Origin of the sequence: Caballeronia sp. PC1 (assembly GCF_021353155.1) — a bacterium.
GTDB lineage: Bacteria > Pseudomonadota > Gammaproteobacteria > Burkholderiales > Burkholderiaceae > Caballeronia > Caballeronia cordobensis.
Genome location: NZ_JAJUBH010000003.1, coordinates 1,794,924 through 1,819,046, shown reverse-complemented (window position 1 = coordinate 1,819,046; position 24,123 = coordinate 1,794,924). Strand labels below are relative to the sequence as shown.

24 protein-coding genes are annotated in these 24,123 nt (G+C 65.2%); 17 read left to right on the top strand and 7 right to left on the bottom strand.

The genetic code is table 11. The annotated features are described in order from the left end of the window. The first annotated feature begins 7 nt into the window (after positions 1-7). The 4 genes from LY284_RS32900 to LY284_RS32885 are packed head-to-tail and all read left to right on the top strand — an operon-like array spanning position 8 to position 3,313. Complete coding sequence (locus LY284_RS32900; protein ID WP_233390760.1) at positions 8-787, top strand: acetoacetate decarboxylase; 780 nt, start codon at positions 8-10, stop codon at positions 785-787. 20 nt (positions 788-807) lie between these two features. Then, complete coding sequence (locus LY284_RS32895; RefSeq protein ID WP_233390758.1) at positions 808-1,590, top strand: 3-hydroxybutyrate dehydrogenase; 783 nt, start codon at positions 808-810, stop codon at positions 1,588-1,590. 16 nt (positions 1,591-1,606) lie between these two features. After that, positions 1,607-2,875: a patatin-like phospholipase family protein gene (locus tag LY284_RS32890; RefSeq protein ID WP_233390756.1), complete on the top strand. Its 1,269-nt coding sequence runs from the start codon at positions 1,607-1,609 to the stop codon at positions 2,873-2,875. Positions 2,876-2,932: 57 nt separating this feature from the next. Continuing rightward, positions 2,933-3,313, top strand: coding sequence for a VOC family protein (locus tag LY284_RS32885; protein WP_233390747.1), 381 nt, complete (start codon positions 2,933-2,935; stop codon positions 3,311-3,313). Between the two features lie 4 nt (positions 3,314-3,317). Here LY284_RS32885 and LY284_RS32880 read toward each other — a convergent pair whose 3' ends face one another. After that, positions 3,318-4,253, bottom strand: coding sequence for a LysR family transcriptional regulator (locus LY284_RS32880; RefSeq protein WP_233390745.1), 936 nt, complete (start codon positions 4,251-4,253; stop codon positions 3,318-3,320). 117 nt (positions 4,254-4,370) lie between these two features. Here LY284_RS32880 and LY284_RS32875 point away from each other — a divergent pair, with 117 nt between their 5' ends. Then, the gene (locus LY284_RS32875; protein ID WP_233390743.1) at positions 4,371-5,789 is read left to right on the top strand and encodes a M20 family metallopeptidase; all 1,419 of its coding nucleotides are present in this window, start codon (positions 4,371-4,373) and stop codon (positions 5,787-5,789) included. A 26-nt stretch (positions 5,790-5,815) separates the two neighbouring features. Continuing rightward, entirely contained in the window at positions 5,816-7,093 is a 1,278-nt protein-coding gene (locus tag LY284_RS32870; protein WP_233391101.1) for an MFS transporter, read from the top strand. Positions 7,094-7,206: 113 nt separating this feature from the next. Here the strand turns inward: LY284_RS32870 and LY284_RS32865 are convergent, their stop codons facing one another. After that, a complete protein-coding gene (locus tag LY284_RS32865; RefSeq protein ID WP_233390733.1) occupies positions 7,207-7,503 on the bottom strand; it encodes a HigA family addiction module antitoxin in 297 nt (98 codons plus the stop codon). Between the two features lie 10 nt (positions 7,504-7,513). Beyond that, positions 7,514-7,792 carry a type II toxin-antitoxin system RelE/ParE family toxin gene (locus LY284_RS32860; protein WP_233390723.1) on the bottom strand — a complete coding sequence of 93 codons (279 nt, stop codon included), beginning with the start codon at positions 7,790-7,792 and terminating at the stop codon, positions 7,514-7,516. A gap of 343 nt (positions 7,793-8,135) precedes the next feature. Here LY284_RS32860 and LY284_RS32855 point away from each other — a divergent pair, with 343 nt between their 5' ends. The 4 genes from LY284_RS32855 to oiaK are packed head-to-tail and all read left to right on the top strand — an operon-like array spanning position 8,136 to position 12,965. Then, positions 8,136-9,482 (top strand): MFS transporter, encoded by a 1,347-nt coding sequence (locus LY284_RS32855; RefSeq protein WP_233390721.1) that lies wholly within the window; start codon positions 8,136-8,138, stop codon positions 9,480-9,482. Positions 9,483-9,510: 28 nt separating this feature from the next. Beyond that, positions 9,511-10,341, top strand: a complete 831-nt coding sequence (locus tag LY284_RS32850; protein WP_014252144.1) for a phosphogluconate dehydrogenase C-terminal domain-containing protein — start codon at positions 9,511-9,513, stop codon at positions 10,339-10,341. Positions 10,342-10,362: 21 nt separating this feature from the next. Continuing rightward, positions 10,363-11,613 carry a ribulose-bisphosphate carboxylase large subunit family protein gene (locus LY284_RS32845; protein ID WP_014252145.1) on the top strand — a complete coding sequence of 417 codons (1,251 nt, stop codon included), beginning with the start codon at positions 10,363-10,365 and terminating at the stop codon, positions 11,611-11,613. Beyond that, positions 11,610-12,965 (top strand): 3-oxo-isoapionate kinase OiaK, encoded by a 1,356-nt coding sequence (gene oiaK, locus LY284_RS32840; protein ID WP_233390712.1) that lies wholly within the window; start codon positions 11,610-11,612, stop codon positions 12,963-12,965. The genes LY284_RS32845 and oiaK overlap by 4 nt, the downstream gene beginning before the upstream one ends. A 6-nt stretch (positions 12,966-12,971) precedes the next feature. Here the strand turns inward: oiaK and LY284_RS32835 are convergent, their stop codons facing one another. Further along, positions 12,972-13,877, bottom strand: a complete 906-nt coding sequence (locus tag LY284_RS32835) for a LysR substrate-binding domain-containing protein (protein ID WP_233390710.1) — start codon at positions 13,875-13,877, stop codon at positions 12,972-12,974. 218 nt (positions 13,878-14,095) lie between these two features. Between LY284_RS32835 and LY284_RS32830 the strand changes: the two genes are divergently transcribed. The 5 genes from LY284_RS32830 (at position 14,096) to LY284_RS32810 (ending at position 19,399) form a co-directional block, all read left to right on the top strand. Next, positions 14,096-14,404 carry a DUF4148 domain-containing protein gene (locus LY284_RS32830; RefSeq protein ID WP_045460245.1) on the top strand — a complete coding sequence of 103 codons (309 nt, stop codon included), beginning with the start codon at positions 14,096-14,098 and terminating at the stop codon, positions 14,402-14,404. 259 nt (positions 14,405-14,663) lie between these two features. Further along, complete coding sequence (locus tag LY284_RS32825; protein ID WP_233390704.1) at positions 14,664-16,532, top strand: DNA-binding protein; 1,869 nt, start codon at positions 14,664-14,666, stop codon at positions 16,530-16,532. Positions 16,533-16,545: 13 nt separating this feature from the next. Next, positions 16,546-16,941 (top strand): polyketide cyclase, encoded by a 396-nt coding sequence (locus LY284_RS32820; RefSeq protein ID WP_233390677.1) that lies wholly within the window; start codon positions 16,546-16,548, stop codon positions 16,939-16,941. A 100-nt stretch (positions 16,942-17,041) separates the two neighbouring features. Continuing rightward, positions 17,042-18,091 (top strand): nitronate monooxygenase family protein, encoded by a 1,050-nt coding sequence (locus LY284_RS32815; RefSeq protein ID WP_233390672.1) that lies wholly within the window; start codon positions 17,042-17,044, stop codon positions 18,089-18,091. A 78-nt stretch (positions 18,092-18,169) separates the two neighbouring features. Then, the gene (locus tag LY284_RS32810) at positions 18,170-19,399 is read left to right on the top strand and encodes an NYN domain-containing protein (protein WP_233390670.1); all 1,230 of its coding nucleotides are present in this window, start codon (positions 18,170-18,172) and stop codon (positions 19,397-19,399) included. Between the two features lie 11 nt (positions 19,400-19,410). Here LY284_RS32810 and LY284_RS32805 read toward each other — a convergent pair whose 3' ends face one another. The 3 genes from LY284_RS32805 to LY284_RS32795 all read right to left on the bottom strand — a co-directional run bounded on the left by LY284_RS32805 (position 19,411) and on the right by LY284_RS32795 (position 22,177). After that, a complete protein-coding gene (locus LY284_RS32805; protein WP_233390643.1) occupies positions 19,411-20,820 on the bottom strand; it encodes an HdeD family acid-resistance protein in 1,410 nt (469 codons plus the stop codon). A 174-nt stretch (positions 20,821-20,994) separates the two neighbouring features. After that, the gene (locus LY284_RS32800; protein ID WP_014252154.1) at positions 20,995-21,798 is read right to left on the bottom strand and encodes an alpha/beta hydrolase; all 804 of its coding nucleotides are present in this window, start codon (positions 21,796-21,798) and stop codon (positions 20,995-20,997) included. Between the two features lie 28 nt (positions 21,799-21,826). Then, the gene (locus LY284_RS32795) at positions 21,827-22,177 is read right to left on the bottom strand and encodes a DUF4148 domain-containing protein (RefSeq protein ID WP_233390637.1); all 351 of its coding nucleotides are present in this window, start codon (positions 22,175-22,177) and stop codon (positions 21,827-21,829) included. 524 nt (positions 22,178-22,701) lie between these two features. Here LY284_RS32795 and LY284_RS32790 point away from each other — a divergent pair. Both LY284_RS32790 and LY284_RS32785 read left to right on the top strand, forming a co-directional pair. Beyond that, complete coding sequence (locus tag LY284_RS32790; RefSeq protein ID WP_014252156.1) at positions 22,702-23,646, top strand: helix-turn-helix domain-containing protein; 945 nt, start codon at positions 22,702-22,704, stop codon at positions 23,644-23,646. 39 nt (positions 23,647-23,685) lie between these two features. Beyond that, a complete protein-coding gene (locus tag LY284_RS32785; protein WP_233390635.1) occupies positions 23,686-24,060 on the top strand; it encodes a DUF3331 domain-containing protein in 375 nt (124 codons plus the stop codon). Positions 24,061-24,123 lie beyond the last annotated feature (63 nt).

The following is a 24,123-nucleotide window of genomic DNA, read 5'->3' as shown; positions in this document are numbered from 1 at the left end:
CGATGCAGTGAAAGAAGACGACATCCGCCGGCATGCGTTCGCCATGCCCGTTCACAATCCCGCTTATCCGCGTCCGCCGTTCCGCTTCCTCAATCGCGAGTACTTCATCATCACCTATGAGACCGACCCCGACGCACTGCGCGCCGTGGTGCCTGAGCCGCTCAAGGTGGATAGCAATCTCGTCCATTATGAATTCATTCGCATGCCCGATTCCTCCGGCTTCGGCGACTACACCGAAAGCGGCCAGGTCATTTCCGTGATCGATCCGGACGGCAACAAGGGCAGCTACACGCACGCGATGTATCTCGACGACGAAGGCCCGATCGCGGGCGGCCGCGAGATCTGGGGCTTCCCGAAGAAGCTCGCGCGCCCGCATCTCGCCGTCGATGGCAAGGACACGCTGCTCGGCTCGCTCGATTACGGCTCGCAGCGCATCGCCACAGGCACGATGGGCTACAAGTATCGTCCGCTCGATCTCGAAGCGGAGCGCAGGAAGCTCGCCGAAACGCCGAATTATCTGCTGAAGGTGCTGCCGCACGTCGATGGCACCGCGCGCGTGTGCGAACTCGTGCGCTTCTTCCTGCGCGACGTGACCGTGACCGGCGCGTGGGAAGGCCCGGCCGCCTTGGAACTGCACGCGCACGCGCTCGCGCCCGTCGCGGATCTGCCCGTGCGCAAGGTGATCGGCGCGCGGCACGTGGTTGCGAATCTCACGCTCGATATCGGCGAAGTCGCCTACGACTATCTCGCCTCCGGCGACGGGCTCAGGCTCGCCGTCAATCAATGACTCCAACAAGGGAAACACACATGGCATTGCAAGGAAAAGTCGCGCTCGTGACGGGCGCAGCAAGCGGCATCGGCGAACAGACGGCGCGCAAGCTCGCAGCCGATGGCGCGGCGGTCGTCATCGCCGATCTGAACATCGCGAATGCGCAGAAAGTGGCGGACAGCATCGTCGAAGCGGGCGGCAAGGCGATCGCCGTGGCGATGGACGTCACCAGCGAAGACGCGGTGAACGCCGGCATCGAAGACGCGGTCGCGAAGCTGGGCGGCATCGACGTGCTGGTGTCGAACGCGGGCATTCAGATCGTCGCGCCGATCGAAGAGTACGCGTACGCGGACTGGAAGAAGATGCTCGCGATCCATCTCGACGGCGCGTTCCTCACGACGAAAGCCGCGATCAAGCACATGTCCGCATCGGGCAAGGGCGGCTCGATCATCTATATGGGATCGGTGCACTCGCATGAAGCCTCGAAGCTGAAGTCGGCGTACGTGACCGCGAAGCACGGCCTGCTCGGACTCGCGCGCGTCGTCGCGAAGGAAGGCGGCCCGCGCGGCGTGCGCGCCAACGTGGTGTGCCCCGGTTTCGTGCGCACGCCGCTCGTCGAGAAGCAGATTCCCGAACAGGCGCAGGCGCTCGGCATCTCCGAAGCCGACGTCGTGAAGAACGTGATGCTGAAGGAAACCGTGGACGGCGAATTCACGACCGTCGCCGATGTGGCGAACACGGTCGCGTTTCTCGCGGGCTTCGAATCGAATGCGCTGACCGGCCAGTCGATCGTCGTGAGCCACGGCTGGTTCATGCAATAAACGATAAGGAGAATCCATGCGCCGCAGTCGACGCAACACACTCACGCAGGCGAATCACGTCGCGCTCCCGGACTACGACGAGGTCTGCCTCGTGCTGCAAGGCGGCGGCGCGCTGGGTTCGTATCAGGCCGGCGTGTTCGAAGGGCTCGCCGAAAGCGGCGTCGAGCCCACCTGGACATCGGGCATTTCGATCGGCGCGCTGAATACCGCGATCATCGCGGGCAATGCGCCGGAAGACCGCGTGGCCGCGCTGCACGGTTTCTGGAGCACGGTCTGCCAGCCCGCGGATCTGATCGGCAACGTGGGCGCGTTCGTGCCCGCGGCCTTCGGCTTTGCGAATCTCGGCCGCAAGTTCTCGAGCATGTGGGCGGCGGCACGCGCGCTGACCGAAGGGCAGAAGGGCTTCTACTCGCCGCGCGTGGAGCTGCCGAATTTCGGGGGGCGCCCGCACAGGAAGCGTCCGAACGAGGTGAGCTATTACGACACGTCCGCCTTGCGATCGACACTGCTGCAATACGCCGACTTCGACCGCATCAATCATGGCGATATGCGCGTGTCGGTGGGCGCGGTGAACGTGCGCAACGGCAATCTCGTCTACTTCGACAACCGGAACATACGTCTCGCGCCCGAGCATTTCATGGCGTCGGGCGCGTTGCCGCCGGGCTTTCCGGCGGTCGAGATCGATGGCGAGTTCTACTGGGACGGCGGGCTCGTGTCGAACACGCCGTTGACGGAGATCGTCCGCGACTGTCAGCGCAAGGACACGCTCGTGTTTCAGGTGGATCTATGGAGCGCGCGCGGCACGCTGCCGGGCGATTTTCTGGACGTGAGCGAGCGCACGAAGGACATTCAATTTTCGAGCAGGACGCGCGCGATCACCGATTTCGTGTCGCATAACCGCAAGCACTCGCGGCTTATCAAGGAACTGCTCGAACATATTCCGGAGAAAGCACGGCGCGCGCATCCGCTCTTGCGCGAAGCACAGAAAATCGCCGATGGCGGCGCGATGAACGTCGTGCATCTCATCTACAAGAACAAGTTCTTCGAGGGGCATTACAAGGACTACGAGTTCAGCATCGACACGATGGACGAGCACTGGGCGAGCGGGCTGGAAGATATCCGGCGGTCGTTCGCGCATCCGGAGTGGTTCGAGGTGCCGAGTCACGATCTCGGTTTCGTCACGCACGACGTGCACCGGTACGAACCCGCGCCGGAGCCCGCGCCCGAGATGCCGAAAGCCGCGTCGAACACGCTCGACGATGAGAATGTCGTGGAAGGGGTTTGATGCTGTCGCGGCAATGATTTACGCTGGCTGATCCTGTTTTCACGATTCGGAGATGTCATGAGCGAATGGAAGCCCGCGAACTATCCCTCCGTCAGCCCTTATCTCGTCTGCGAAGACGCCGACGCGATCATCGCGTTTCTCGAGCGCGTTTTCGATGCCGCTTTGGTGCGCCGCTTCGATCGTCCCGATGGCTCGCTGATGCATGCCGAAGTGCGCATCGACGACAGCATCGTGATGATCGGTGGCGGTGCGACCGATCATCATTCGTCGGGGCCGCATATCCATGTGTATGTGCGCGATGCGCAGGCCGTCTACGATCGCGCGCTCGCGAACGGCGCGCACAGCGTGCAGGCGCCCGCCCGCAAACGCGACGACGACGACTTCCGCGGCGGCTTTCGCGATGCCGCCGGCACGACGTGGTGGGTCGCCACGCAGTGACGCGCTAGCGTTGCTTCTTGCGGGCGCGCGTGCCGGGCTTGCCGAGACTGTCGCGCAGCGCATTCGACAGCGACTTCAGGAACTGATCGACGGCGGGCGGCAGGCGGCGTTCGCGCATCACCGTGACCTGCAATAGACGCTCGTTGAGCAAAGGCTCGTCGATAGGCGTGGCGACGAGCGTCGGCGGGCCGGGATCGCCTTCGAGCGCGACGGCGCTGCCGAGCGTGATCGCGCCGGTGAGCGCCGCGAAGTGATGCATTGCGCTGGAGTTGTTGCTCGTCAGCACCGGCTCTAGATGCACGCCGCGCGCCGAACAGCACCAGTCGATGAGCTGACGCACCGTGGTGCCGCGATCGAGCACGGCGGTGGGGTACTGCAAGATGTCGTCGAGCGTGAGGCTCGCCTTGCCCGCGAGCGGATGCGTCGGCGGCAGCAGCGCGCAGACCGGCGCTTTCACGCTGTATTCGACGCTCAATGCCGTCGAAGTCGACGTCGAGAACGCGAGGCCCACATCGACTTCGCCGCTCGCGACCCAATGCTCGACCTGTCCCGGCGTACCGGAACGCATCACGAAGCGCGTGCGCGGATACGCGCGGTAATGCGCCGCCATCACGCTTGGCAGAAAGCAGCGCGTGAAACCCTCCGTGCAGCCAATGCGCACGATGCCGCGCCCGAGCGCGTGCATCTCCGAGATTTCATCGAGCACGGCGTCGCCGTCCATCAACGCGCGGCGCGCGTGCTGCACGAGCAGTTCGCCCGCTTCGGTCAGGATCATGCCGCGCGGCATGCGCTCGAAAAGCGGCGTGCCCGCCTGTTCCTCCAGCTTCGCGATCTGCCGGCTGATGGCCGACACCGCGACGTGCAGGTGTTCCGACGCCGCCGCGAGGGAGCCCGAGCGCGCGACCTCCACGAAGTATTTGAGTGCGATGCCGTGCAGCACGATGCCTTTCCGAGCGTTGCCTTTTTGGCAATGCTATCCGCAAAATTTGAAATTGTCGCGAATTTTTGATGTTTCTAGACTGGCCGCAATCGTCAAGACAAACCAGCCGGAGACGTCGTGAAAGAACCCCAGAACACTCGCGAAACCGCTATCGCCATCGCGTGCAAGGCCTTCGATTCGGGCGCGTTTTTCGCGGATTTGCAGCGCCGCGTCGCGTTTCGCACGGAAAGCCAGAACGGCGCGAATCCCGCGTTGCACGCCTATCTGACCGACGAAGTCAGCGACACGCTCGCGCGACTCGGCTTTACCGCGCGCATCGTGGAGAACCCTGTCGCGGGCGGGCCGCCGTTTCTGATCGCCGCGCGTCACGAGTCCGATGACGTGCCGACCGTGCTCACCTATGGTCACGGCGATGTCGTGCGCGGCTACGACGAGCAATGGCGCGCGGGCCTGAAGCCGTGGGACATCGTCGTCGATGAAGACCGCTGGTACGGACGCGGCACCGCCGACAACAAGGGGCAGCATTCGGTCAACATCGCCGCGCTCGCGGCGGCGCTGGAGGCGCGCCAGGGGCGGCTCGGCTACAACGTGAAGGTGATCTTCGAGACCGGCGAGGAGATTGGCTCGCCGGGTCTGAATGAGGTGTGCGCCGCGCACAAGGATGCACTCGCGGCGGACGTGTTCATCGCCTCCGACGGACCGCGCGTCTCCGCCGAGCGCCCGACGCTCTTTCTCGGCTCTCGCGGCGGCGTGCCGTTCGAACTGACCGTGAACCTGCGCGAAGGCGGACATCACTCGGGCAACTGGGGCGGCGTGCTGCGCAATCCGGCGGTCGTGCTGTCGCATGCGCTCGCGAGTCTCGTCGACCGGAACGGACGCATCGCGGTGGAAGGATTGCGCCCGCCGCCGATCTCACAGGCCGTGCGCGAGGCACTCGCCGATATCGAACTCGGCCGCGACGACAGCTCGCCCGAAATCGATCCATCGTGGGGCGAGCCGGGTCTCACGCCGACCGAACGCGTGATCGGATGGAACGCGCTCGAAGTGCTCGCGATGAAATCCGGCAACGCCGATGCGCCCGTCAACGCCATTCCGCCTTTCGCGAAAGCGGTGTGCCAGTTGCGCTTCGTGGTCGGCACGGACTGGGAGAACCTCCAGACGCATCTGGAACGTCACTTCGCTGAACATGGCTTCGCTGAAGTGAAGGTCGAGGCGACGCGCGGCACGCCCGCCACGCGTCTCGATCTCGGCGATCCGTGGGTGCGCTGGGCGCTCGATTCGATGCGCGCGACGACCGGCAAGAAGCCCGCGCTGCTGCCGAATCTGGGCGGAACCGTGCCCAACGATGTCTTCGCGAAAACGCTCGGCCTGCCGACGCTTTGGCTGCCGCATTCGTATCCCGCGTGCAATCAGCACGCGCCGAACGAACACGTGCTGGGTTCCGTGATGCGCGAATCCCTCGGCGTGATGGCGGGCCTCTGGTGGGATCTCGGCGACACGGGCGCCGCGATCGCCGCCACGCGCAACGCGTATTGATCAACCGTCACTCATGACACGCTGACATCATGAACAAAAAGCCTCTGAGCCTGACGCAAATCGTGCTCGCGACTTCGGTCGGCAACGCGCTCGAATGGTTCGATATCGCGATTTATGCGTTTTTCGCGGTGTATATCGCGAAGAACTTCTTTCCGGCCGCGAACGAGACGGCCTCGATGCTGCTCACGTTCGGCTCGTTCGGCGCGTCCTATCTCGTGCGCCCGATCGGCGGCATGGTGCTCGGCGCGTATGCGGACAAGCGCGGGCGCAAGGCGGCGCTGATGATGTCGGTGGGCCTGATGATGATCGGCACGGCGATCATCGCGGTGATTCCGCCTTATGCGTCGATCGGGCTGCTCGCGCCGGCGGGCGTGTTCATCGCGCGCCTGATCCAGGGTTTCTCCGCGGGCGGCGAATTCGGCCCTTCGACGGCGATGCTGATCGAGCACGCACCCGAGCGCCGCGGCTTGCTCGCGAGCTGGCAGTTCGCGACGCAAGGGCTTGCGACCTTGCTCGCGTCGCTTTTCGGCTTCGCCCTCGCCAAGCTGATGCCCGCCGCGGAGCTTGCCGCATGGGGCTGGCGCATTCCGTTCTTCTTCGGCTTGCTGATCGGGCCGGCGGGTCTGTTGCTGCGCCGCTATCTCGAAGACGCGGCCGATTACACCGAAGCCGAGCACACGGACACGCCGGTGCGCGACGTCTTCGCGCGGCAAAAGACCTTGCTGCTGATTTCGATCGGCGCGCTGACGGTCTCGACGGCGGTGAACTATCTGCTGCAGTACGTGCCGACCTTCGCGATCCGCGAGCTGCATCTCGATGCGTCGACCGGTTTCGCGGCGAGCACCGTCGCCGGGATCATGCTGACCTTCGTCACGCCGTTCGCGGGCCATCTCTCCGACAAGATCGGCCGCGTGAAGCAGATGTCGACGGCGGCGCTGCTGCTGTTCGTGACGGGCTATCCGGCGTTCTCGTATGTCGTGTCGCATGTGTCGGTGGCGGCGCTGTTCGGACTCGTCGCGTGGCTCGCGCTGTTGAAGGCGATCTACTTCGGCGCGCTGCCGGCGCTGATGTCGGAGATCTTTCCGGTATCGACACGCGCGACGGGCATGTCGATTGGCTACAACATCGGCGTGACGGTGTTCGGCGGCTTCACGCCCGCGATCATCATCTGGCTCCTGAGCGCGACCGGCAGCAAGGCGGCGCCGAGCTTCTACATGATGTTCACCGCGGTGATCAGCCTCACGGCGCTCGCGGCGGTGAGCCGGGGGAAGACGGCCGGGCGGGTTGTGCAGGTGGCGGCGTGATGCGCGGCTAGATCGTTGCCTCCTACGGGCGGGGCCGCGTGCCGGTCATGCGCCGGCACGTAGAGAAAGCAAAGGGCGCCGCAGCGCCCTTTGTTTTGTGATCGCGATGAAATTCAGATATGCGCGCGCTCGACCTTGGGTGCCCCTTTGGATCGTGCTTGCCACAGATCGTACGCCGCTTGCCGGGCCAGCCAGAGGTCCGCACGTCCACCATTCTCCACGCCGAGCCAGCCTTCGATCCGAAGCGCCATTTCCGGCGAAATGCCGGCGCGCTCGTTCAGTACGCGCGACAGGGCGACGCGCGTCACGCCGAGCTGTTGGGCCGCTTGCGTCACCGTCAAGCCGAGTTCCGGAAGAACGTCTTCCCGAAGGCTTTCCCCCGGGTGAGGGGGATTGAACATTTGAGACATGTGTTGAACCTCAGTGATAGTCCTGGTAGTCCACCAGGACAGCATCAATGCCTTCGAATCTGAACGTCATCCGCCAGTTTCCATTCACGCTTACAGCGTAATGGCCGTGAAGCGAGCCTTCCAATGCGTGAAGTCGCCAGCCTGGAATGTTCATATCCTGCGGCGACTGTGCAGCGTCGAGTTGGGCCAGCTGACGCCTCAGTCTGGAAGCGTGGTCGGGCCTGATGCCAGCCTTACTTCCCCTGACGAAGAATTCCTCTAGACCCTTGTGTCGCCATGACTTGATCATGGTCCTCCCGGTACGTGAAACGATTAGCCATTGGGGTGCTCCGGTGGGTAGGTTGGCGAAGTCGTACCATTGCAGGCCGACAAGTTTCGCATTGTGTATAGCTACACTATACATTTTTCGCTACTTACCGGTCAACGTGCCGCAGCTGCGGACGGTCTTCCATGCTGTGAGGTTTTCGCCCGGCTATCGCGGCAGGGGCCATAGAATCAGTTGACTTTCCCGCCTCACCCTGTGAGAAAAAATCGACAGAATTCCACGTTTCCCCCTATGTCTTGCCTCCGTCGCGCGGTGGTCTACTCATCCCACAAGTTGACCACACCCGTGCGCACCGTCTGGAGGAGACATGAACGTTGCAGATACGCAGTCCGTCGAGCGATCGGCGATCAGGAAGGTGTCGTGGCGGCTCGTGCCGTTCGTCGCGCTGATGTTCTTCATCAACTTTCTCGACCGGACCGCGATCTCCTTCGCCGGGCCCAACGGGATGACCAAGGATCTCGGTCTCACCGCCGCACAATTCGGCCTCGCGGCGGGCGTGTTCTTCATCGGCTATATCGTGCTGGAGATTCCCAGCAATCTCGCGCTGCACAAGTTCGGCGCGCGCCGCTGGCTCGCGCGCATCATGGTGACGTGGGGCGTCGTCGCGCTGCTCTTCACGTGGGTCAGCAGCATCGGCGGGCTTTATACGCTGCGCTTTCTGCTCGGCGTCGCTGAAGCGGGCTTCTTTCCCGGCGCGATTCTCTTTCTCAGCATGTGGGTGCCGGCGAAGCATCGCAGCCATATCCTCGCGCTGTTCTATCTCGCGCAGCCGCTCACCATCGTCATCGGCGCGCCACTCGCCGCGCTCCTCATCGAAGCGCATGGCCTCTTCGGTCTCGCGGGCTGGCGCATCATGTTCTTCGGCGTCGCGATTCCGGCGATTCTGGTCGGCGTGATCGCGTGGTTCTATCTGACCGACAAACCCGCCGACGCCAAATGGCTCACGCCCGCCGAACGCGACTGGCTGACCACGCGCCTCGAAGAAGAGGACCGCGCGAAAGGCGCATCGGGCGCGCGCGGCCACGGCAATCCCATGGCTGCGCTGACGAGCGGCCGCGTCTGGCTCTTCGCGCTGATGTACTTCGGCCTGATCTACGGCCTCTATGCGCTCGCGTTCTTCCTGCCGACGATCATCGGCGGCTTCGAGACGCGCTTCGGCACGCACTTCAACGTGTTCCAGAAGGGCTTGATCACGGCGGTTCCGTATCTGCCCGCTGCCTTCGCGCTGTTCCTCTGGAGCCGCGATGCGACCAAGCGCGGCGTGCGCTCGTGGCATATCGCGGTGCCCGCGCTCGTCGGCGCGGTGAGCGTGCCGCTCGCGCTGCAGATGGGCTCGCCCGCCGCGACCATCGCGGTGATCACCGTGACGGCCTGCGCGATCTTCTCCGCGCTGCCGAACTTCTGGGCGCTGCCGGCGCGTTTTCTGTCGGGTGCGGCAGCCGCCGCGGGCATCGCGCTCATCAACACGGTCGGCAATCTCGCGGGTTTCGTCGCGCCGTATATCACCGGCATGGCGAAGGACATGACCGGCTCGTATCAACTGCCGATGCTGATCGTCGGCGCGATGATGCTGATGTCGGCCGCGCTCGCCTTCGCGATCGGACGCACGAGCCAGGAACGCGCGCCCGACGCCGTCGCGGCGAACGCACATTGAACGTCAACCTCACACTGGAGTTATCGACATGAAGGAAAAGATCGCGTTGTTCGGCGCAGGCGGCAAGATGGGCGTGCGCCTGTCGAGCAATCTGCTGAAATCGGATTATCGCGTCGCGCATGTGGAGCCGGGCGCGGCCGGGCAGAAGCGCCTGAAGGACGAACTCGGCATCGATGTCGTATCCGCCGATGCCGCCATCGACGGCGCCGACGTCGTCATTCTCGCCGTGCCCGATACGCTCATCGGCAAGCTTTCGCACGAGATCGCGCCGAAGCTCAGGCCCGGCACGATGGTCATGACGCTCGACGCCGCCGCGCCGTTCGCGGGCCATCTTCCGGACCGCAAGGATCTGACCTACTTCGTCGCGCATCCGTGCCATCCGGTCATCTTCAACTACGACCTCGACGAAAAATCGCTGCACGATCACTTCGGCGGCGCGCATGCGAAGCAGTCGATCGTCAGCGCGTTAATGCAAGGCCCGGAGGACGCGTTCGATCTCGGCGAGGCCGTCGCGAAAGTGATCTACGCGCCGATTCTGCGTTCGTATCGCCTGACGGTCGATCAGATGGCGATTCTGGAGCCGGGCCTCTCGGAGACGATCTGCGCCACGCTGCTCTACGTGATGCGCGAAGCGATGGACGAGACCATCAAGCGCGGCGTGCCCGAACAGGCCGCGCGCGACTTCCTGCTCGGCCACATGAACATTCTCGGCGCGGTGATTTTCAACGAGATTCCCGGCGCGTTCTCCGATGCCTGCAACAAGGCGATCGAGTTCGGCAAGCCGCGTCTCATGCGCGACGACTGGAAGAACGTGTTCGACCGCGAAGAGATCGCGGAAAGCATTCGCCGGATCACGTGAGCGCCAACCGATTTTGAGGACATGACCGTGACAGAACGCATCCACGCCACTTACTGGCTCGAAACCGGCGTCGACCCGCGCACTGCCGCCGAGACGATCGCGGGCGAGCAGTCGAGCGGCACCTTTATCGCGCTGCCCAACGAAACGCCGGAACTCAAGGCGCGCTCGGGCGCGCGCGTCGAGCGGCTCGACGTGCTGGACCATAGCGAAACGCCGAGTCTCGCGGGCGGCGCCGAGTCGAAGTGCTATACGCAATGCACGCTCGAACTGTCGTGGCCGATCGAAAACTTCGGGCCGTCGCTGCCGAATCTCATGTCGACGATCGCGGGCAATCTGTTCGAGTTGCGCCAGGTTTCGGGCCTGCGGCTCACGGGCCTGCGTCTGCCCGATTCGTTCGCGAAGGCGTATCCGGGCCCCGCGTTCGGCATCGAGGGCACGCGCAAGCTCTCGGGCGTGACGCACGGGCCGCTCATCGGCACGATCATCAAGCCGAGCGTCGGTTTGTCGCCACAGGAGACCGCCGAGCAGGTGAAGGCGCTGGTCGCGGGCGGCATCGATTTCATCAAGGACGACGAATTGCAGGCCGACGGCTCGCATTGCCCGTTCGACGAACGCGTGCGCGCGGTGATGCGCGTCGTCAACGATCACGCCGAGCGCACCGGCAAGAAGGTGATGGTCGCGTTCAACGTGACGGGCGATCTCGATCAGATGAAGCGCCGCCACGATCTCGTGCTCGAACAGGGCGGCACCTGCGTGATGGCGGTGCTCAATTCGATCGGGCTCGTCGGCATGCACGAATTGCGCAAGCACAGCCAGATGCCGATTCACGCGCATCGCGCGGGCTGGGGTTATCTGACGCGCAGCGAGGCGCTCGGCTGGGACTACGCGCCGTGGCAGATGCTGTGGCGTCTCGCGGGCGCGGATCATCTGCATGTGAACGGCCTGCGCAACAAGTTCAGCGAATCGGATGAAAGCGTGATCGCGGCGGCGCGCGCTGTGCTTTCGCCGGTGATGGAATCGGCGCCGCTCACCGCGATGCCCGTCTTCAGCTCCGGCCAGACCGGCTTGCAGGCGGCGGACACGTATGCGGCGATCGGCTGCGCGGACTTGATCCACACGGCGGGCGGTGGCATCTTCGGGCATCCGGGCGGCGTCGCGGCGGGCGTCGAGGCGCTGCGCGAGGCCTGGGTCGCGGCCATGGAAGGCGTGCCGCTCGCGCGTCATGCCGAGCGCAATCCCGCGCTCAAGGCCGCGCTGGAGTTCTGGAAATGACCGACGACGGTTTGCTTCTGGCGTACTACGGCGACGACTTCACCGGCTCCACCGACGCGATGGAAGCGATGACCGCCGCCGGCGTGCCGACGCTGCTCTGCCTGCAAACGCCCACGCCCGAACTGCTCGCGCGCTTTCCCGGCGTGCGCTGCGTGGGCCTCGCGGGATCGTCGCGCGGGCGCAGTCCGCAATGGATGGACGACGAATTGCCGCGCGCCTTCGCGAGCCTTGCCGCGCTGGGCGCGCCGATTCTGCAATACAAGGTCTGCTCGACCTTCGATTCATCGCCGCAGACCGGATCGATCGGGCGCGCGATCGATATCGGTGTCACACACATGCGCGGCGCGTGGTCGCCGATGATCGTCGGCGCGCCGCGTCTGAAGCGTTATCAGGCGTTCGGCAATCTGTTCGCGGCGGTCGATGGCGCGGGCTATCGGCTGGACCGTCATCCGACCATGTCGCGCCATCCCGTCACGCCGATGCACGAAGCGGATCTGCGCGTGCATCTGGGCCGGCAGACGCAACGGCGCATCGGCCTGATCGATTTCGTGCAGTTGCGTTCGGGCGATGTGCGCGAACGCCTCGATTCGCTCTTGAACGACGACACGCCCGTCGTCCTGATCGACGTGCTCGACGAAGAAACGCTCGCCGCCGCCGGCAAGCTGGTGTGGGAAGCGCGCGGCGAGGGCGTGTTCACGGCGTCGTCGTCGGGATTGCAATATGCGCTCGCGGCGCACTGGCGCGCGTGCGGTCTCGTGCCGCCGACGCCGGGCCTCGCCGCGGCGCGCGCCGTCGATGTGATCGCGGCTGTCAGCGGAAGCTGTTCGCCGGTGACGGCGCAGCAGATTCGCTGGGCGCGCGAGAACGGTTTTTGCGTCGAGCGCCTTGACTTGCGCCGCGCGCTCGATGCGCAGTCGCGCGAAGAAGAGATCGAGCGCGTCGCCGGCATTGCGGCAGAGGCCGTGCACGCGGGCCGAAGCCCGCTGATATTCAGCGCGGAAGGCCCCGACGATCCCGATGTGCTCGCCTTCGACGACATCGCCGCCAGCGCACAGCTCTCGCGCGCCGAAGCCGCGCGCCGCGTCGGCGAAACGCTCGCCGACGTCATGCGCCGGCTGCTCGATCGCACGCCTGTGCGGCGCGTGGTCGTCGCGGGCGGCGACAGTTCGGGCGAAGTCGCGAGCAGGCTCGGCATCGCCGCGCTGAGCGTCGCGGCGGGCATGGCGCCGGGCGCGCCGCTGTGCCGCGCATGGTCGGACGATCCCGCGCGCGACGGACTCGAAATCGTGCTCAAAGGCGGGCAGATCGGCGGCGTATCGTTCTTCGGGACGGTGCGCGACGGCGCTTCGTGATCCGGCTCACGCGTTCAGAAACGCCGTCATCTCTTGCAGGCTTTCGCTCATCTGTTCGATGAGCCAGCGTTCGAGTTGCGCGACATCGGCATGCGCGCGCAGATGCGGCGCGACCCACAGCACGAGCTCGCGCGGCCCCGGCGCGAAACCGAACGGCGCGACGAGCTTGCCGGACACGAGATCGTTCATGACGAGCATTTGCGGCACGAGCGCGACGCCGAGCCCGCACACCGCCGCCTGGATCAGCAGATAAAAGTGGTCGTAGACATCCGCGCTTGCGCCCGCGACGGGCTCGAGGTTCGTCGCGCGATACCAGTCGTCCCACGCTTCGGGACGCGTGCGCGTGGACAGCAGCTTTGCGCGCGAAAGATCGGCGGGCGCGGCGAGGCGGATGGACTGCGCATATTCCGGCGAGCAGACCGGCCCGATCCATTCGTCGATGAGCTTGCGCGTGATCGCGTCCTTCGGCGGCTCGATCGTGCTCGCGCGAATCGCGACGCTGATCTTGTCGCGCACGAAATCGATCTGGTCGTAATTCATGTTGAACTTCAACTCGGTCTGCGGATGACGCCGATGAAACCCCGCGATGCGCGGTATGAGCCAGTTCATCATGATGGTCGCGGAGCACGACAGCGTGAGCGGCTCGGGCTTGAGTTGCTCGATGCTCGCGTCGATGAGATTGAACGCGGTCGTGAGGCCTTCGGCGAGGCGCTTGCCTTCGGGCGTCGGGTCGGACGACTGCGCCGAGCGCACCAGCAGCGTAAGGCCAAGCGTGTCTTCCAGCGCCTTCACCTGACGGCTGATCGCACCGTGCGTGACGCAGAGTTCCTGCGCGGCGAGCGTCATGCTGCGCAGGCGCGCCACGGCTTCGAACGCGCGCAGGGCGTTCAGCGAGGGGCGCGGGGTCTGCATGGGTCTTCTCCCTTGTTCGTTTCGCCGCGCGATACGGCCCGGGCGATTGTAGACCGCGCGCGGCGGGGCGGGCGGGCTTTGTATCGCACTGTATCGGCGTTATGTGCCGACACACGCCGATTCATAACCGAAATAAGCCAGATACGTCCCGTGGTTCTAATACCTCCAGGCCCGAACGATTACACGCGGGTTTCCATCACACACTCTGGAGGTCAATCATGAAAGTCATCCAATCGCTGATCGTCGCTGCCGCTGTCGCGCTTCCGGCTTTCTCGTTCGCGCAGTCGAACCAGCCGATCACCCGCGCGGACGTGCGCGCGCAACTCGTCGAACTGGAAAAGGCGGGCTACAACCCCGCGAGCGACCAGACGCAGTATCCGCAAAACATCCAGGCCGCGCAGGCGCGCGTGGACGCCGCGAAGGGCCTGACGGCCTACGGCGCGCCGGTGGACGGCGCTTCGGCCTCGGGCGCGCGTTCGGCAGAGACGGCCGTGATCGGCCTCGGCCCGATCTACGCGAAGCCGTAAGCGCCCGGTTCGGCGCGTTTTCGAGCCCGGACGGTTCTTCCGTCCGGGCTCGTTGCGTTGTTCCGAAGCCTCGAATCATGGCGATGCGCGCGACGCGCTTTCCGCTGCGAGCGGCCCCATTTTGGCGGCATATCGTCTGACATCCGGCATGGAAGCGGGGAAAATCGGTATCATTCCTTTCCGCCCCGCGCGGTTCCGCCGAATGTAACAACGTATCGCAGTTCTATTGAGTGCGACGCCACTGATTTTCGAGGCGCTTATGCCCACAGACGCAAATAACATCACTGACGAACAGATCGCGTCGATCGCCGATCGCCTGTCCGAAGAAGGCCGCAAGGTATCCCCCATGACCGTTCAGGCGGAAGCGCAGGGCGGCTCGGTCGTCGCCATCGCGGCCGGGCTGCAGCGCTGGCGCGATGCGCGTCACCCCGACGTGCCGCAGCAGCCGGCGCAGAGCGGCCTTCCCGACGACCTCGCCGAGACGCTCGTAAACGTCGCGCGCCGGCTCTGGACCGTGTCGCACGACGAGACCGAGCGGCTCTCGAGCCAGCGCCTTTCCGTCGTGAGCCAGCGGCTTTCGATCGCGCTCGCCGAACGCGACGAGGCGCTCGCCGAATTCGAGAAGACCAGCGACGAGTCCACGAGAAACCGTCAGCAGATGACGGAGTTGCTGAGCGCGCTGCGCGCGTCGGAAGACTCGGTCGCGCGTCTGCGGGAAGAGCTCGCGGCGGCGGCGGGGCGCGTCCAGAACGCCGAGGCGCGCGTCGAGCAGGCTGCGCAGCGCGCGTCGGCGGAGCAGGCGCAACTGGAAGCGTTGAAGGCGTCGATCGAGGAAGAACGGCGCGCGAAGGAAGCGCTGAATACGGCGCTTTCGGGCAAGGACGAAGAACTTGCACGTATCGGCGGCGAGCGCGATCAGGCGTTGCAGCAGCACGAGGAATTGCGCGCGTCGCTGGCGGGCAAAGACGAAGAACTCGCGCGTATCGGCGGCGAGCGTGATCAGGCGTTGCAGCGGCACGAGGAATTGCGCGCGTCGCTCGCGGGCAAAGACGAAGAACTCGCGCGTATCGGCGGCGAGCGCGATCAGGCATTGCAGCTGCACGAGGAATTGCGCGCGTCGCTTTCGGGCAAAGACGAAGAACTCGCGCGTATCGGCGGCGAGCGCGATCAGGCGTTGCAGCAGCACGAGCAACTGCACGCGTCGCTCGCGGGCAAGGACGGCGCCCTTGCGCAGCTCGCCGAAGAGCGCGACCGGGCGCGTCAGGACCATGCGGAACTGCATGCGTTGATGGCGGGCAAGGACGAAGCGCTCGCGCAGATTACCGGTGAACGCGACCGCGTGCGTCAGGAACATGACGCGCTGAGCCTCGTGTCGCAGGAAAAATCGGCCGAACTCGAGCGCTGGTCGCAGGATGCGAGCGCCGCGCAATCGCGCGCGCAGGCCATCGAGGCGCAGTTGAGCGACAGTCTCGCGCGCGCGTCGGCACTCGAAGCCGAGTTGAACGAGGCGCGCGGCGCGCTCGCCACGGAGCGCGAGAGCACGACCGCGCGCAACACGGAACTCGCGGCGCAGCGCGATCAGTTGAACCGCGTGGGCGTCGAGCTGGATGACGCCCGCAAGCGCATCGGCTTGCTGATGGAAGAGAAGGCCGAGCAGGGCGCCGAACTCGCGCGCGTATCGAACGAAGTCAACGCGTTGCGCGAACGCGCCGAGTCCGCGGAGAAGAACGCGACCGATCTTGCGAAGCGCCTCGTCGAAAAGGAGCAGGGCGACGAATCGGAACGCGCTTCGCTGGAGCGTCAGATTGCGGCGCAGGCCAAGGCGCATTCGAAGGCCTACGACGACCTTCGCGCCAACGCCGAGCAATGGGTGACGTACGCGAAGGACTTGCGCCAGCGCCTCGACGTGGCCAACGAAAAGGTCCTGTTCATCGATGCCCGCAGCACCGGCGAAGTCGCGCTGATGCGCCGTCTCGCGGTCGAACTGGAGCGTCTGAAGCCCGATCACGAACTCGTGCTTCGCGAGGCGCAGCAGAAGCTCATCGGCGACAAGATGACGCAACAGCTCGCGCAAAAGGGCTATCGCTACGATCCGGCCACGGCGGTGATGTCGAAGATCGAAACGTGACACCCGTGTGACGATGCAGACCCAGACCCTCACCGTGACGATCGAGCGCGACTGGCGCGCGCTCTACGAGGCCATCTGGCGTCCGGAGGTCTTTCCGGCGTGGGCGTCGGGACTCGCGCACTCGACGCTCGAAGGCCGGGGCGATCACTGGGTGGCCCGCGGTCCGGGCGGCGAGGTGGCCATCCGCTTCACCGCGCACAACGCGTTCGGGATCATGGATCATCGCGTCACGTTGCCAAACGGCGACGAGGTCTACGTTCCGCTGCGCGTCTATCAGAACGGCGCGGGCGCGGAAGTGGCGCTCACGCTGTTCCGTCAACCCGGCATGTCCGACGAACAATTCGCCGCCGACGCCGACTGGGTCCGCTGCGACCTCGCCACGCTCGCCGCACGTTACGGGAAACCCTGACTTCACCGCTGCCGGCCAGCTTGAAAGCGCGTCGCGGCGCGTCTAGGCTTGTCGTGGGTCCGTCATTTGCGTTCGGGCCGTTTTCACGCGCGAGGCCGACATGATCGCGAACGCTGCGCCATTCGACACCGAACTGACCCGCGTGCTCGGTTGCCGTTATCCGATTCTCTCCGCGGGCATGGGCGGGCCGGCGCGCGCCGAGCTCGCGTCGGCGGTGTGCAATGCGGGCGGCTTCGGCCTGCTCGGCATGGTGCGCGAGTCGCCGGAAACGATCGCGAGCGAAGTCGCCGCCATGCGGGCCGCGACCGACCGGCCATTCGGCGTCAATCTGATTCCCGCGGGCACGAAGCCCGATTTGCTCGCCGCCGAACTCGACGCGTGCCTCGCCCTGCGCGTGCCCGCCCTGTGCTTTTTCTGGGACGTGTACCCCGAGATCGTCGCGCGCGCGAAGGACAGCGGGGCGCTCGTGCTGTATCAGGTCGGCTCGCTCGAAGACGCGCTGCGCGCGGAAAAAGCAGGCGCGGACGTGATCATCGCGCAGGGCGTGGAAGCGGGCGGGCACGTGCGCGGCTCGACCGGCATCATGACGCTCCTGCCCGAGATCGCGGCACACCTTCGCGTGCCGGTGGCGGCGTCGGGCGGGATCGCGACGGGCGCGGGCCTCGTCGCCGCGCTCGCGCTGGGTGCGAGCGGCATCCACTGCGGCACGGTCTTCCTGACGACGCACGAATGCTATGCGCACGACTATCACAAGCAACGCGTGATCGACGCGCGCGCGGGCGACACCGTCCACACCGATCTCTACGCGATCAACTGGCCCGCGGGCTCGCCGGTGCGCGTGCTCGCGAACAGCGTCACCGATGCGTCGCGCGATCATCGCTTCGGCAACGATCCGTATGCGCTGCCGCGCGAGATCGTCGCGCACGACGAAGCGGGCCCAGTCGAGCTGTACAGCACGAACTCTCCACTGCGCTCGACGACCGGCGATCTGGAGAAGATGGCGCTGTTCGCGGGGGAATCGTCGGCGCTCGTGAACGAACGGATGGCGGCGGGCGAAGTCGTCGAACGTCTGATGCGCGAGGCGAACGACACGCTCGACGAACTGCTGGCGCACCGCGTGAAGCAGGCGGAGAGCGACGGCGAGCCATGATCCGCGCATTCGCTTCGCGCGAACGCCGACACGCTATCATGTGCGCATCCCAATCAAGCCGTACGGCTGGAGAATCATATGGCTGGACCTCAGGAAAGCGTCAGCATGGCGGTGTTCTGCGACTTCGAGAACGTCGCGCTCGGCGTTCGCGATGCGAAGTACGAGAAGTTCGATATCAAACCCGTGCTCGAACGCCTGCTGCTGAAGGGAAGCATCGTCGTCAAGAAAGCCTATTGCGACTGGGACCGCTATAAGGGCTTCAAGGCCGCGATGCACGAGGCCAGCTTCGAGATGATCGAGATTCCGCACGTGCGCCAGTCGGGCAAGAATTCGGCGGATATCCGTCTCGTCGTCGATGCGCTCGATCTCTGTTACACCAAATCGCATGTCGATACCTTCGTCATCATCAGCGGCGATTCCGACTTCTCGCCGCTCGTGTCGAAGCTGCGCGAGAACGCGAAGAAAGTGATCGGCGTGGGCGTGAAGCAGTCCACGTCCGATCTGCTCGTCGCGAACTGCGACGAATTCATCTTCTACGACGACCTCGTGCGCGAGCAGCAACGCGCGCAGGCCAAACGCGATGCGCGCGAGACCCGGCGCGCGCCGGAAGAAGAGCGCCAGCCGAAGCAGGAGATGGACTCGCGCAAGTCGCAGGCGATCGCGATCGCGGTCGAGACCTTCGAGGCGTTGGCATCGGAGCGCGGCGAGAGCGGCAAGATCTGGGCGTCGGTATTGAAGAGCGCAATCAAGCGGCGCAAGCCGGGCTTCAGCGAATCGCAGTACGGTTTCCGGGCATTCGGCAATCTGCTCGACGAAGCGCAGTCGCGCGGCCTGCTGGAAGTCGGCCGCGACGATAAATCCGGCGCGTTCGTGTTTCGCTCCGCGCAGGTCGCGGCGGTCGATGTGAGGCCCGCCGACGTCCCGCCGGCCGCAACGAGGGACAAGGAAGCGGGCGGGAACGGCAAGCGCAGGGAGAAGCCCGGCAAAAGAAAGCCGGTGGTGCAGGACGCACAGGACGTGTTTGCGCTGGAGGAGCCGGAAGTGCATGCGCCCGTGCCTGAGCCTGTCTTCGCACCCGAGTCCGAGCCCGAGGTCGAGCTTGAGCCCACGCCCGCGCCCGCACCCGCGCCCGCACCGAAAAAACCGGCCGCGCCGCGCCGCGCGCGCAAGACCGCAGCGAAGCGAAGCGCGGACGTCGTGCCGGAAGGCGCATCCGAACCCGCCGAAACCGAAGCGCGCAAGCCGCCGCGCAAGTCGTCGCGCGCGAGCCGTCCCCGCAAGGCGGCCGAGAAATCAACTGAGCAGTAAATAGCGGCCGTTCAGCCCGGCCGCCGTTCCGCCGTCACCGCTTCCGTCTCCCGCGCTCGCGCCGCCGCATGCTCTTCGGCGCGCCAGCGCTGCCGCGAGCGGTACATCGTCGCCACCGCGATGCGCGCCATCTTCACCCAGCCCGAGTGACGCGGGTCCGCGAGCATGCTGAGCGCGCGCGCGTAGTCGAGCGTGAGGCCCGGCGTCCAGGCCATCGTCGCGGCGCGTTTTCTCACCTGCGCCGCGACCCATAGCTCGGGCGTCGTCATGATGCGCACGAGCGGTTTCCAGCCGCCGCCCTTGCCCCACGCGCGCGCCGATGCGCCTTCGATCGCCGCCTCCAGCGCCCGCGCGACGGAGCTCGAACAATTGCGATACGTGAGGTTGTACGTCGCATCGCGACGGTATTCCTCCCAGAAGCGCTTGAGCCGCGCGGGATCGTAGTTGCGGATGCGCACCTGCTGCGTCGATGGGCACCATGCCTGCGATTCCGTCGCATAGTCGGGCTGAAAGAGGCCGGGCACGTCGTTGTCGCGGGTGGCGCGCAGCGTGCGGGCGAACTCGTTGGGCGAACGGTCGATCTCCACCGCCGGATACAGGCTGATATACACGCCTTCGGGCGTCTCCAGCGCCGCGTGGCCGGTCGAGATGGTGCCGTTCCTGTCGATGGCGGCAATGTAACGATCGACGATCAACTGCCGCCGCGGCTGCGATTTCGCCGTGCCGAGCGGCGTCCAGACATGCACCGTCAACGCGGCTTCGTCGGGCGCGGGCGGGCCGTCCCATATCGCGCCGGCGAAGGGCGATTCCGCGTGCTTCGTCTCTTCCTGCACCGCCGCATCCGGCACGCCCTCGACGGCCGGATTCGCCGCCATGCGCCGCACGCGCGCGGCGAGCAGGATCATGTTCCAGCCGCCGAAGAAAAGCCCGAACGCGACGCAGTACGCGACCGTGCCCGCGTAATGATCCGGATACGGCTGATAGAAGAAGATCGCGATGGCGATTTCGAGGATGCCGCCCGCGGTCGCGAGCCGCCATTTGCGATAGCGCACCACGCGCGCCGCGACGATCTGCAACGCGCCATCGACCAGAAACAGCGTGCCGAAGATGAGCGACAGCACGAAGTTGCCGTGCTCGCCGCCAAACAGCACGAGCAGCGCGGACAGACAGAACGTCGCGCCTTTCACGTAGCGCAGCTTGCGCTGTCCGCCCATGCCGGTCCACGCGACGGCCAGCGTGGCGAGCCCTTCGAGCAGCATCATCAGCGCGAAGGGAATGATCGGGAAGTAGAGCGAGCCGTCGAGCGCGTCGATGAAGATGACCGCGCCAAGCGCGATGCTGAGCAGCCCGAGCGTCATCACCGCGCGCCAGCGGGTGCGCAGATAGTCGACGCCCAGGAGAATCATCACGAGACGAACCATCGTTTCCTCCGTTTCATCGTTCGATGCCTTGTGCGGGACACGGGCGGTCACACACTATATAAGGCTTTCGACGACGAAGCGGCAAGCTCCACGGTTCGTTCGCAACCCATTGCACAGACGAATGCGCACGGCGGCCCGATGCGACGGCCGCCGCGCTTACTGCGCGTGCTGCGCTTACTGCACCGCGTGCTTCGCGGCGTCTTCGATCACGGCCGCGACCTGCTTCGGCTGCGATTCATACACGGAATGGCTCGCGCCGGGGATGACCGTCGTGTGACTGTGCGCGCGCTCGTAGTACCAGCGTTCCAGATCGGGATTGATGATCTTGTCGCCGCCCGCGACGATGCCCCAGCTCGGCTTCGAGGTCCATGCCGCGGCCGTCAGCGGCGTCGTGAAGACTTGCGCCGCCGTCAGGATTTGCGAATGCGACTCGAACTGCGCCTGCCTGAGCGGCAGATCGGCGGCGAAGTCCTTCGGGAACACTGCCGGATTCAGATACGTATAACCATCGGCGGTTTTTTCCACGGCGTTCGTCTGCTTCGCGAGAAAGCTGGGCGTTTTCTTGCCGAGCGCGCCTTCGTCTTCGCCCACGTTCGGCGCATGCGCCGCGACATAGACGAGCCCCGCGACCTTCGGATGAACCCCGGCTTGCGTGATGACCGAGCCGCCGTAACTGTGACCGACCAGAATCGTCGGGCCGTTTTGCAGGTCGAGCACGCGCGTCGTCGCGGCGACATCGCCTTCGAACGAGGTCAGCGGTTCCTGAACCATCGTCACGTGATAGCCGTCTTTCGTGAGGATGTCGTAGACCGGTTTCCATCCCGAGCCATCGACCCACGCGCCGTGAACGAGCACGATGTTCCTGACGGGCGCATGCGTGGCGGCGGCGGGGGCGGCGTCCTGGGCCATCGCGACGTTCGATCCGAATACACCGGCCGACAGCGCCAGCACCGAGGCTGCTTGCAAGATTCGCTTCATGAAAAACTCCGCTTTGGCGAATGAGGGATCAGCTGCCGAAATACGGCTGGCAGAAGTCGATCGGACCGACGCACGCGTTCTTCATCGCGGCCTGCTTCGATCCGCCCGACTTGCCCGATGCGCTCGTGCCCGCCAGCGTGCCGCCGTAGCCTTGCGCGGCATCGGCATGTTGCGCGGCGACCTTGGCTTCCGCTTTCTGGATGTCGGCGGGATAGTACGGATCGCTCGCGACGGCCGGGTTATAGCCCGCTTTTTCGACAGCGACGAGATCGGCGCGAACCTGTGCGCGGGTGACGGGGCCGTTCGATTGCGCGAAAGCGAGTGCGGGTGCAGCGAGCGAAGCGGCGACGAGGGTGAGGCTGACGAGGTACTTTTTCATGATCGAACTCCTGGGTGGATGGTGGACGCCAATTAATCAGGGATGCGAATAAAGCGATGCTATTCGATATCCCTCTCAAGGCCGTTGGTCTCTGCTTGTGTCTCGACCTTGACGACACTTTATCGGCCGCAACGCGCTTCGACTACACCTACGAAGGAGCGGAATTTCACCAACCAACGGCGCATCGGATAAACGTTCGCATGGCTTTGCGCAGATGGCCTGATCGCGCGGATGCATCGCATGCTGCGCGCGGATGAGCGCGCTCACCCGCGTGGCTTAGGCACTCATACGAAGGTGTTATACGCGTGACCAGGCCCGTTTCCCCGCCGCCGCGCGCGCCGGCTTCGCGCCCCGCTGGATGCGCCCCGCGAATCAAACCTTGATATAGGTTGACTCAACCTTTAGGCGGTGTCGTCAACCGTATGTACGGCTAGGCGTGCGTTTTACGTTTGATTAACTTGGAGTCGTCGCGATGCCGGTCTCCGATCGGCCGCAAAAGCTTCTGTTATCGAACGGACCACTCCATGACGCTCACTTTGCTTTCGCCTCCGCAGACGCCGGCGCGTTCGCCATTGATCCAGCTCGAAGACCGATGGCGTCATCCGGGCTTGTCCTCGCATTCGCCCACCACCACCGACGCCGGCAAGATCGCCTTGACGCGCTGGCTGCACCACGGTGAAGCACCGCTCGAAGCATCCAATGATGGCTGCGGCACGTTTCATTGCATCAGCCTGAATCTGAAGTGCGCGTCGCTGATGTTTCATCATGCGGGCCGCAAGCTGGTTCATGGCCGCGTGCCCGCCGGCGTCGTACAGATCACCGCGCCCGGAACGCGTGTGAGCGCGCGCTTCGAATCGGCGATGGACGTGCTGCATCTGTTCGTGCCGCAGCAGGTCTTGGCCGAATGTCATGACGATCTCTTTCACCGACGCCATGCGGGCGATATCGTCCTCGACGATCCGAAGCTGATTCGCGATCCCGCGCTCGAACGTCTCGGTCAGGCGCTTGCCGTGTGCAAGACCGAAGGCGCGGCGCTCGGCAGCCTGTTCATCGACAGCATGAGTCTCGCGATCGTGTCGCGGCTCGTCGCGCGGCATTTCTCGACGCCGGTGGCCCGCGGGCGCGAACCCTCCGCGCTGCCGCAATGGCGTATCAACCGCGTATCCGAATTCGTCGATGCGCATCTCGCCGAGAACATCAGCCTCGCGGATATCGCGGCCAGCACGGGACTCACGCGCATGCATTTCGCCGCGCAATTCCGCCGCGCAACGGGCATGCGGCCGCACGAATACTTGCTGCAAAAGCGCATCGAGCGCGCGCAGGAACTGCTGCGCACATCGAAGCACAGCATGCTCGACGTCGCGCTTGGCTGCGGATTTCGCTCGCAGGCGCACTTCACGACTGTTTTCAAGCGCCTCGTCGGCGCCACGCCCAAGCACTGGCAGACGATCACGCTCGACGCCGCGTGAGCGGACCCCTCCACGCAACTCTTCGATAAGGAGCCGAACATGGCTGACGCTGCAATCGCCCTCGATCCGTGGGCGCAAACGATCTTCCGGTTGACGTCGCTGAACGATGGCGTGAATGTCGAAGCCCCGTCGCGCAGGCGTCCTTTCGCGCAAGCGCATGACAGCCGCGTCGCGGTGAAGCTGATCGAGCGTCCTTCGACGACGACGGTGACGATCGAATGGCGCGACTCGACGCGCTGCTGTTATGGCGATCAGGTGTGGCGCGCGATGCGGGCGCGCACGGCCGGCGTCTGCGCGATGAGCGGCGGCGCGATCGCACCCGGCGATCACGTGTATGCGCCGAATCCGCGGCCGGTGCCGGGCAACATGGGTGCGATGATTCTGGCCTCGGTGCTCGATCAGACGCCGCTATGAGACGCGTGCGCCGCCGCGAACGAAAAAAACCGCCTGCGTGAGGCGGTTTTTTTGCGTCGCCGG

Excerpts from the sequence above, each read along its gene's own strand:
- LY284_RS32895 (WP_233390758.1), top strand. The coding sequence starts at position 808 with ATGGCATTGCAAGGAAAAGTCGCGCTCGTGACGGGCGCAGCAAGCGGC.
- LY284_RS32890 (WP_233390756.1), top strand. The coding sequence starts at position 1,607 with ATGCGCCGCAGTCGACGCAACACACTCACGCAGGCGAATCACGTCGCG.
- LY284_RS32885 (WP_233390747.1), top strand. The coding sequence starts at position 2,933 with ATGAGCGAATGGAAGCCCGCGAACTATCCCTCCGTCAGCCCTTATCTC.
- LY284_RS32865 (WP_233390733.1), bottom strand. The coding sequence starts at position 7,503 with ATGTCTCAAATGTTCAATCCCCCTCACCCGGGGGAAAGCCTTCGGGAA.
- LY284_RS32860 (WP_233390723.1), bottom strand. The coding sequence starts at position 7,792 with ATGATCAAGTCATGGCGACACAAGGGTCTAGAGGAATTCTTCGTCAGG.
- LY284_RS32855 (WP_233390721.1), top strand. The coding sequence starts at position 8,136 with ATGAACGTTGCAGATACGCAGTCCGTCGAGCGATCGGCGATCAGGAAG.
- LY284_RS32850 (WP_014252144.1), top strand. The coding sequence starts at position 9,511 with ATGAAGGAAAAGATCGCGTTGTTCGGCGCAGGCGGCAAGATGGGCGTG.
- LY284_RS32845 (WP_014252145.1), top strand. The coding sequence starts at position 10,363 with ATGACCGTGACAGAACGCATCCACGCCACTTACTGGCTCGAAACCGGC.
- oiaK (WP_233390712.1), top strand. The coding sequence starts at position 11,610 with ATGACCGACGACGGTTTGCTTCTGGCGTACTACGGCGACGACTTCACC.
- LY284_RS32835 (WP_233390710.1), bottom strand. The coding sequence starts at position 13,877 with ATGCAGACCCCGCGCCCCTCGCTGAACGCCCTGCGCGCGTTCGAAGCC.
- LY284_RS32830 (WP_045460245.1), top strand. The coding sequence starts at position 14,096 with ATGAAAGTCATCCAATCGCTGATCGTCGCTGCCGCTGTCGCGCTTCCG.
- LY284_RS32825 (WP_233390704.1), top strand. The coding sequence starts at position 14,664 with ATGCCCACAGACGCAAATAACATCACTGACGAACAGATCGCGTCGATC.
- LY284_RS32820 (WP_233390677.1), top strand. The coding sequence starts at position 16,546 with ATGCAGACCCAGACCCTCACCGTGACGATCGAGCGCGACTGGCGCGCG.
- LY284_RS32815 (WP_233390672.1), top strand. The coding sequence starts at position 17,042 with ATGATCGCGAACGCTGCGCCATTCGACACCGAACTGACCCGCGTGCTC.
- LY284_RS32810 (WP_233390670.1), top strand. The coding sequence starts at position 18,170 with ATGGCTGGACCTCAGGAAAGCGTCAGCATGGCGGTGTTCTGCGACTTC.
- LY284_RS32805 (WP_233390643.1), bottom strand. The coding sequence starts at position 20,820 with ATGGTTCGTCTCGTGATGATTCTCCTGGGCGTCGACTATCTGCGCACC.
- LY284_RS32800 (WP_014252154.1), bottom strand. The coding sequence starts at position 21,798 with ATGAAGCGAATCTTGCAAGCAGCCTCGGTGCTGGCGCTGTCGGCCGGT.
- LY284_RS32795 (WP_233390637.1), bottom strand. The coding sequence starts at position 22,177 with ATGAAAAAGTACCTCGTCAGCCTCACCCTCGTCGCCGCTTCGCTCGCT.
- LY284_RS32790 (WP_014252156.1), top strand. The coding sequence starts at position 22,702 with ATGACGCTCACTTTGCTTTCGCCTCCGCAGACGCCGGCGCGTTCGCCA.
- LY284_RS32785 (WP_233390635.1), top strand. The coding sequence starts at position 23,686 with ATGGCTGACGCTGCAATCGCCCTCGATCCGTGGGCGCAAACGATCTTC.